The 7,358-nt window shown below is 33.5% G+C and carries 7 protein-coding genes; 1 reads left to right on the top strand and 6 read right to left on the bottom strand.

Annotated features, from left to right (window positions below; all coding sequences use genetic code 11):
• Positions 1–24: 24 nt before the first annotated feature.
• From murJ to EF514_RS10440, 6 genes are all read right to left on the bottom strand, one after another.
• On the bottom strand, positions 25–1,527 hold the full coding sequence (gene murJ / locus EF514_RS10465; protein ID WP_127725399.1) for a murein biosynthesis integral membrane protein MurJ: 1,503 nt from the start codon (positions 1,525–1,527) through the stop codon (positions 25–27).
• 281 nt (positions 1,528–1,808) lie between these two features.
• Positions 1,809–2,207 carry a VOC family protein gene (locus EF514_RS10460; RefSeq protein WP_127725398.1) on the bottom strand — a complete coding sequence of 133 codons (399 nt, stop codon included), beginning with the start codon at positions 2,205–2,207 and terminating at the stop codon, positions 1,809–1,811.
• Between the two features lie 30 nt (positions 2,208–2,237).
• Positions 2,238–2,636, bottom strand: a complete 399-nt coding sequence (locus tag EF514_RS10455; RefSeq protein ID WP_127725397.1) for a VOC family protein — start codon at positions 2,634–2,636, stop codon at positions 2,238–2,240.
• Positions 2,637–2,989: 353 nt separating this feature from the next.
• Complete coding sequence (locus EF514_RS10450) at positions 2,990–4,039, bottom strand: DUF4179 domain-containing protein (RefSeq protein WP_127725396.1); 1,050 nt, start codon at positions 4,037–4,039, stop codon at positions 2,990–2,992.
• Positions 4,036–4,515, bottom strand: a complete 480-nt coding sequence (locus EF514_RS10445) for an RNA polymerase sigma factor (RefSeq protein WP_127725395.1) — start codon at positions 4,513–4,515, stop codon at positions 4,036–4,038. The genes EF514_RS10450 and EF514_RS10445 overlap by 4 nt, the downstream gene beginning before the upstream one ends.
• A gap of 100 nt (positions 4,516–4,615) precedes the next feature.
• Positions 4,616–6,154, bottom strand: coding sequence for an L-lactate permease (locus tag EF514_RS10440; protein ID WP_127725394.1), 1,539 nt, complete (start codon positions 6,152–6,154; stop codon positions 4,616–4,618).
• A 156-nt stretch (positions 6,155–6,310) separates the two neighbouring features.
• Between EF514_RS10440 and EF514_RS10435 the strand changes: the two genes are divergently transcribed.
• The gene (locus EF514_RS10435) at positions 6,311–7,333 is read left to right on the top strand and encodes a serine hydrolase domain-containing protein (protein ID WP_127725393.1); all 1,023 of its coding nucleotides are present in this window, start codon (positions 6,311–6,313) and stop codon (positions 7,331–7,333) included.
• Positions 7,334–7,358: the final 25 nt, after the last annotated feature.

Here is a 7,358-nt window from a genome sequence, read left to right as displayed (position 1 = left end):
CAAAAGACACAGGAAACTGTGTCTTTATCTATTTTTAAATTTACTTATTAAATTATAAATCTCACTTACCTTTAATAAAATCAACATTATTAAATAGGTAATTCCCGCAATGGCTATTGCTCCAAAAAGAGATAGTGTATTTCCCAAAGCACTTGATAAAAATTTAAATACTACTAAGGATACAATCCCCATCACCGCTGTCGCTATTATTATTTTAATTAAGTCCACTGTAGTTTTCTTAGTTATCACACTTCCCAGTTTTTTCCTCAAGCTTATTACTATTAACACAGCTCCGATTATAAAGGAAATACTTGTGGCAAGGGCAAGACCTTTAATCCCTAAAAGTCTAGATAAAAATATACTTAAACCCACGTTAATAACTACCATTATAACTGAATTAACCACAGGTGTTCTGGCATCCATTACAGTATAAAAAACTCTGGAAACTATTTCTCTAACGCCTATTCCAATAATTCCAAAGGCATAGAAGGAAAGTACAAGCGCCGTCAGCTGACCGTCTTCAGCTGTAAAAGCACCTCCTACAAAAAGCAGTTCAACTATTGGACCGGCAAATAAAAACAATCCCACGGAAGCGGGTATTACCAATAGAGCCATTGTAGAAATCGCCTCTGAAGTGGTTTCCCTCAATCCCTTTATGTCGTTTAAGGCTCCTCTTCTTGCCATTTCAGGATATACTGCCGTAGTAATAGAGGTTATAACTATTCCCGTTACAAAACTTTGCAGCTTATATGCATAGTTTAAAGTTGAAATTGCCCCGCCAAATAAAGAAGACGCCAAGGATTTTGAAATAATAAAATTAAGTTCTATCACCGAAGTGGAAATCAATACAGGAATTATTATTTTAAATAATCGCTTTAAATTCTCATCATTTTTCTTAATTTTAAAACTGTGTGTATATCCGGATTTTTTAATATAGGGTAAAAATATTACATATTGAAATACAAATCCCGCCAAAATACCCCAGGCCAAGTAACTTGCTCCCAATTTATAACTTATTGCCATGGAAGCTATAATAATTATATTCATTACTATGGCATGAAGGACTGAGACTATAAAGTGTTTCTTTATTTGCAGAAAAGCCTTAAAAATAGAAAATACACTTGTAGCACAAATACTGAACATTCCCACTCTGGTCATAAAGACTGCCAGTTGAAGTTTCTCCCCTTCAAATCCCATTGCCATTGCCTTTACCAAGGGCTTAGCAAAAATTATACCTGCTATTGAAATTAAAAAAGTAAATATAAATACTATATTTGCCAAGTTGGCAGTAAAGCTATTCGCCTCTTTTACGTCTCTTTGTTCAAGTATTTGATTGTAGATGGGAATGTATCCGTTAGCTGTAGCTCCACTTATGACATTTGTAAATGTCATAGGAATTTGAAAAGCCACAAGAAAGACGTCTGCCACCATTCCAACTCCGAAAAAATAAGCCAGAGCCTTTTCCCTTACAAGTCCGAAAACCTTTGAAATAACTGTAATAATCATTAATATATATGAAGTCTTCATCTATACACCTCTGTTTCTTGTTAAGTATATTGTAACAAATAAATTAATTTTTATATATAATCAATTGATTATTAAAGCTTCAATTAAATTTATTTGCCTTACAAAAGATTAAAAAGTGTATTACTAACAGCTCCACCTTATCTCTTTACAATTAAAAATTATATAATCCGCTCGCTTTAATTTTTAAATTTAACTCTCAATCTCTAATGTAAAACTTTTTAATGTCTTTGTTTCAAGAATTATAAAAAATTATTATGGTAATTTTTACTTTCCGACCTGATTTACATAACCATCCAATTAGGCTCTAATATATTTCCATCTAAATCTTCAACCTCTAAAAAATATAATTTCTCTTTTGAAATTCCAAGATCCACTTCATAATAATCGCCGCCATTTTCCTTTGCCACTTCAGCAAACTTTTTAACTGCCTCGGGACTCTCCAAAATAAATGAAACAAATACACCGATATCTTTTTCTGCATCGGCAGTGTTTTTTCCTCTTATCAGCTTTTTATGAAAACCATGTGTCAAAAGTGTAATCGCAAAATTATCATTCCATTTCATAGTTGCCGTATCCTCTGACGAAAATTCCTTTACATATTTAAATCCCAAACACTCATAAAATATAATGGACTTTTTAATATCTTTTACCGGCACATTAACCAATACATCTATTGACATAAACATTTCTCCTTTTAACTTTAATAGATACTACATCTCCATCCAACTGGGCTCTAATATATTTCCATCTAAATCTTCAACTTCATATCCACACATTATATCTTCCGGAATTCCCATATCCACCTTATAATAATTTCCACCATTTTCTTTAGCCGCCTCGGCAAACTTTTTAACTGCTTCGGGGCTGTCCATACTAAATGAAATAAGAGCTCCACTTACCTTCTTTACATCAGCTATGAATTTGTCTTTTAAAATTTTATTATAAAAATCATGTGTTAATAACATAATCCAAAAATTATCATCCCAAACCATAGCACTAGCCTTTCCATTGGAAAATTCCTTATTTTGCCTAAAACCCAGACTTTCATAAAATGCCGTAGATTTTTTAAGATTTTTTACAGGTAAATTTACAAAAACATGTGTTGACATGTTTATTTCCTCCTTATTAATTTCAAATTTTTATATAGTTCTGACTATGCCTATAATCTAAGTCATATACACTACTACAACTAACAGCAATAAAAATATTATTCTATTGAAAAACAAGTAGAAATATTTACTATTAATTAGATTTTACCCGTAAATTTTTATCATATAGTGTTTTTTAGTGCTCATAAACTTCAATTTATGCTCTTTGATTTTTAACCCTCTAGTTTTATTTTTAGTTTTTAAATTTTTTTACATAAAAAGCACCTTCTATTATTTTGTTGCACAATAAACTTCAATAGAAAGCGCTTTTTATCTATCCTCACTTATCTAGGTTACTCATTTAAGCTGTATTTTTATTCAATTGTAAAAGGAATTTCCAAGAAAATTTTATCGGGAGCTTCTTCAAGAAATTCTCTTTCTTCTACGCTATATTCCATATCTGGATGCATTGCCTTTCTCATTTCAATGTAGAGTTTATAGTCTCCCGCTTCCAAAGTCTTGGAGCGGTAGTTCATTTCTCCTCTTTCAGGAACAGCGCTTCCTCCTCCCCCTTCCAGCTCTATATAGTCTACATCATTTACAGGTTTTCCCCAACTGTCTAAAGCCTCAATTTCATCTTCTCCCCTTACTACATGAGCATAGTAACTGCTGTAGAACCATACTGGAACATCATAGTCGTTCCAGTACTCTATAGTAAAAGCAAAACCCAAGTCATCCATTGAAATCTTTTTAATTTTTGCATAGTAACCCTCTTCTTCTGCTACATAATCATAGTTATCGGTAACCTTCCCCTCAAGTTGTCTTAAGGGAATTTCAAAGTTCCAATTTCCCTTTAGCTTTTCCATATCCTCAAAATTATCGTCTTTGTAAATTTCCAAATTATTAAACTTCAACTTTGCAATTAATTCCTTAGGTGGTTCCTCATCAAAATTTGCACTCATATTTAAATAACCTACATAGGTATTATCACCTCTATATTCCGCGTCAAAACCTCCGCCCCATCCGGATTGCTTTACATTTTTAAAACTCAAATCAAAACCCAAGTAAATCTCCTCTCCATTTAATTTATCCGACTCTATTTCAAAGGTAATTGCTATGTTATTCCCCGAATACACTCCATCTACAATTCTAAGAGTAATACCCTTGTCTGTAACTTCCTGATTTATCATAGTGCTTACCTTTTGATAGTTGTCCATTTCAAAAAATTCAAATATTTGGGAATATATTGGCAGATTTTTAGTATATCCAGGAATTGTAAAGCCAAAGAAAAACAAACACAGACAAGCTGCTGCCGCAAACTTTCCCATACTGTATTTTTCCTTATTTTTTCTTCCATATACTTCCTCTTTTACCTCTTCCAACTCATTGGGTACGGAAATATTATTTAATTTATCTAAGTTCATAACATTTCACCTCTCATTTCCCTTCTCAACTTTGAAATAGTTCTCGACAACCTGCTCTTTACCGTTCCCTCTTTCAAGGAAAGTTTCTCTGCTATTTCCTTAACTCTTAAATCTTCAAAATATCTATGGTACAGTAATTCTCTTTCATCATCAGATAAATTTTCCAATAGATTAAGCAGATCCAAAGTACCCTCTCTATCTTTCTCTATTGCTTCTACCTCAACTTCATCTATATAAGAAATATTCTCTCTTCTCCTTCTCAGATGATCTTTAGCGGTATTTATTAAAATTCGAATTATCCAAGTGTCAAAATAAGTATATTCATTTAGAGTATGAAACTTCATCAAAGCTTTTAAGAGAGTATCCTGAACTACATCAAGAGAATCCGCTTCATTTTTCATATAGGAAAATGCGATTCTATAAAGTTTTTCCTCTCGATTGAGCATAAGCTCCTTAAACACTTCATTTTTATCCATTCCACATCCTCCTTTCACCTATTAGACGTACTATCCTTTAAAAAGGTTCCATAAAAAATAAAAGAGGTCTCCCCCTTTTATAATTATCTAACTATTTAACTTAAAGAAAATAAACTCCCATATAGGCTGCCAAGCCATAGACCACAATAAAAAGGAGATAATATTTTAAAACAGCTTTTAATATCTCGTTCTCCCGCCCTATGGTATTAGTAGTTGCAGCTGCAACGGCAATACTTTGAGGTGAAATAATTTTCCCCGCCGTACTTCCTACAATATTTGCCGCCACCATCCAAGTAACATCTATTCCCAAGTCAAGGGCAGTACTTGCTTGCATTTCCGTAAATAGCACGACACTGGAAAGTGTACTTCCCGTTACAAAAGTTCCTATGGAGCCTATTAGCGGAGACACCAAGGGATAAAAATTACCTGTTACAGCCACTATAAAATCGGCAATATTTACCGTCATTCCACTGTATCCCATTATTTTAGACGTTGCCAGTACAAAGACTATAGTTAAAATCGTATTTGAAGTTTGTTTCACCGTTTCAAATAAAATCTTAATGATCTCCACTAAAGAACATCTTTGGATTAATCCTCCAATTGTCGCAGCAATAATTATTAAAGTACCGGGCGTAGATAACCAATTAAATATATAATCTGCTGCACCTTCTCCCGAATAAATTCTAACTGAGGAGCTTACAGTTGCAAGCAGACTATTTATCCTTGGAAATAAATTTGAAGTTCCAAGAAGAAACACTAACACCAATATAAAAGGAGCCCAAGCAACCAATCCCTTTTTAAAATTAATACCTTCCCCAGCTTCTATATCAATATTAAATTCATCTCCACCATTTTTAAAAAATCTAGCTGCCAAAACAGTAAGCACCATTGAAAAAACCGAGCCTATAATTGATGAAAGTTCCCCACCAATAAAATAGGCAGTTAGAAATTGAAATACTAAAAAACTAACCCCTGAAATAGCAGTGACTAATCCCACACCCCTATAAACTTCTCTTAAAGGTCTGCCCTCATTTTTTCCCACCATATACACAATTAAAAAAGGAACTGCCACTGTCATAAAAGCCATTTGAATTACTGAATAGGTACTGGTCAATATGGAGCTTGTCCCTGCCAAATCTGCCGATGTTACCATAGCTAATCCAATTGCTCCAAAGGCAACCGGGGTAGTATTAGCTACAAGACATACTACAGCTGAAAATACAGGTTCAAAACCAAGACCTATCAATATGCCTGCAGGAATTGCCACAGCAGTTCCAAAGCCTGCCATACCTTCAATAAATCCTCCAAAACCCCAGGCAATTATTAAAATTAAAATCCGTTTGTCCCTTGATACCGCCGTCAACATTCGTTTAATAATTTCCATATTCCCCGTACTTACAACTATATTGTAGGTAAAGACTGCAGCAACTATAACTAAACTTATGGGCCATATTCCCATTACAAGTCCCTCTAAAGCTCCTGTAAATATATCTATAAAACTCTGTTTCCATATGAAAAAAGCCTCTATTGACGTTATCACCAAAGCTATTGCACAAGCTTTAGTACTGGCCATTTTCAAAGGAACTAGAGCTATAATTAAAAACAATATGGGCACTAAAGCCAACAAAAAATAAATCAAAGTCTCCCTCCTAAGTTAATACTTACTTAATATTACCACGAAACAGTAATATATAATAAGCTTTAAATTTATAAAGAACTATTAAAGTGTGAATTTGATTTAATTTTAAAATAATATATGATAACAGTGACCTTTGTTTTAAATTTGGAGGTATTTATGAAAAACTTATACTATCCCACAGAAAGTTGGGACATCCTGTCTCCTTTTAAATTAAATTTAAAGGAGAGCTTTTTTAAAAACTTAGACAAAGAAATAACTACAAACTATGAAAATTTAAATGGAATTATTATTTTAAAAGAAGGGCATATAGCCTATGAAAATTACTATAACAGCAAGGGGATTGACGATAGATTCAATGTGGCATCAGTTACTAAAAGTGTGCTTTCAGCGCTTATAGGCATTGCTTTAGATAGAGGAAGTATCAACTCCGTTAAAGATAAAGTTATAGATTATTTTCCGGAATTTGAACTTTCTAAAAACAAGGTTCGTGATAAGGTTACAATAGAAAGACTTCTTACAATGTCGGCACCCTACAGCCATAAAAATATGAATCAAAATTTGGGAAAACTAATACACAGCGAAAACTGGATAAAGTACTCCCTGGAAATATTGGGTTTAGGCAGCAACGAAGGCGAATTCAAATATTCCGATGCCTCAGCTCACCTTCTGTCAGGTATTTTAACTAGGACTATAGGACTTACTGCCAGAGAATTTGCCAATGAAAATTTATTTCTTCCAATAGGTATGAATGAAATCCCCTATGAAAAAGTAGAGTCTTTTAAATTAAAGAATATGCTTTACACCCAGCAAAAAACTTGGCTTGAAGATAAACAAGGACTTACCGTAGGAGGTTGGGGTTTAACTTTAACCCTTAGGGATATGGCAAAATTCGGCTTATTATACTTAAGAAAGGGGTATTGGAAGGGGGAAAGTATAATATCTGAAAATTGGATTGAAGAGAGCACCAAAGACTATGGAAATCACTACGGATACCTTTGGTGGTTAAGAGATCTTGGAAATATTTCCACCTATTATGCAATGGGTACAGGAGGCAATATGATTCTATGTATTCCCTCTGCAAACTTGGTTATCGCTATTGCATCGGAAGTTACCCGCCATCCCATAGGCAATAGATGGTCTTTAATTGAAAACTTTATACTTCCACATTTCCTGCAATAAAAAGTGTAGTATTACTTAACTACAC

This window comes from Anaerosphaera multitolerans, from assembly GCF_004006535.1.
Taxonomy (GTDB): Bacteria; Bacillota; Clostridia; order Tissierellales; family Peptoniphilaceae; genus Anaerosphaera; species Anaerosphaera multitolerans.
Note: the sequence above shows the minus strand (reverse complement) of the source record. Positions and strands in the feature narration are given on the sequence as shown.

Coding starts and splice junctions, on each gene's coding strand:
- murJ (WP_127725399.1), bottom strand. CDS start 1,527: ATGAAGACTTCATATATATTAATGATTATTACAGTTATTTCAAAGGTT.
- EF514_RS10460 (WP_127725398.1), bottom strand. CDS start 2,207: ATGTCAATAGATGTATTGGTTAATGTGCCGGTAAAAGATATTAAAAAG.
- EF514_RS10455 (WP_127725397.1), bottom strand. CDS start 2,636: ATGTCAACACATGTTTTTGTAAATTTACCTGTAAAAAATCTTAAAAAA.
- EF514_RS10450 (WP_127725396.1), bottom strand. CDS start 4,039: ATGAACTTAGATAAATTAAATAATATTTCCGTACCCAATGAGTTGGAA.
- EF514_RS10445 (WP_127725395.1), bottom strand. CDS start 4,515: ATGGATAAAAATGAAGTGTTTAAGGAGCTTATGCTCAATCGAGAGGAA.
- EF514_RS10435 (WP_127725393.1), top strand. CDS start 6,311: ATGAAAAACTTATACTATCCCACAGAAAGTTGGGACATCCTGTCTCCT.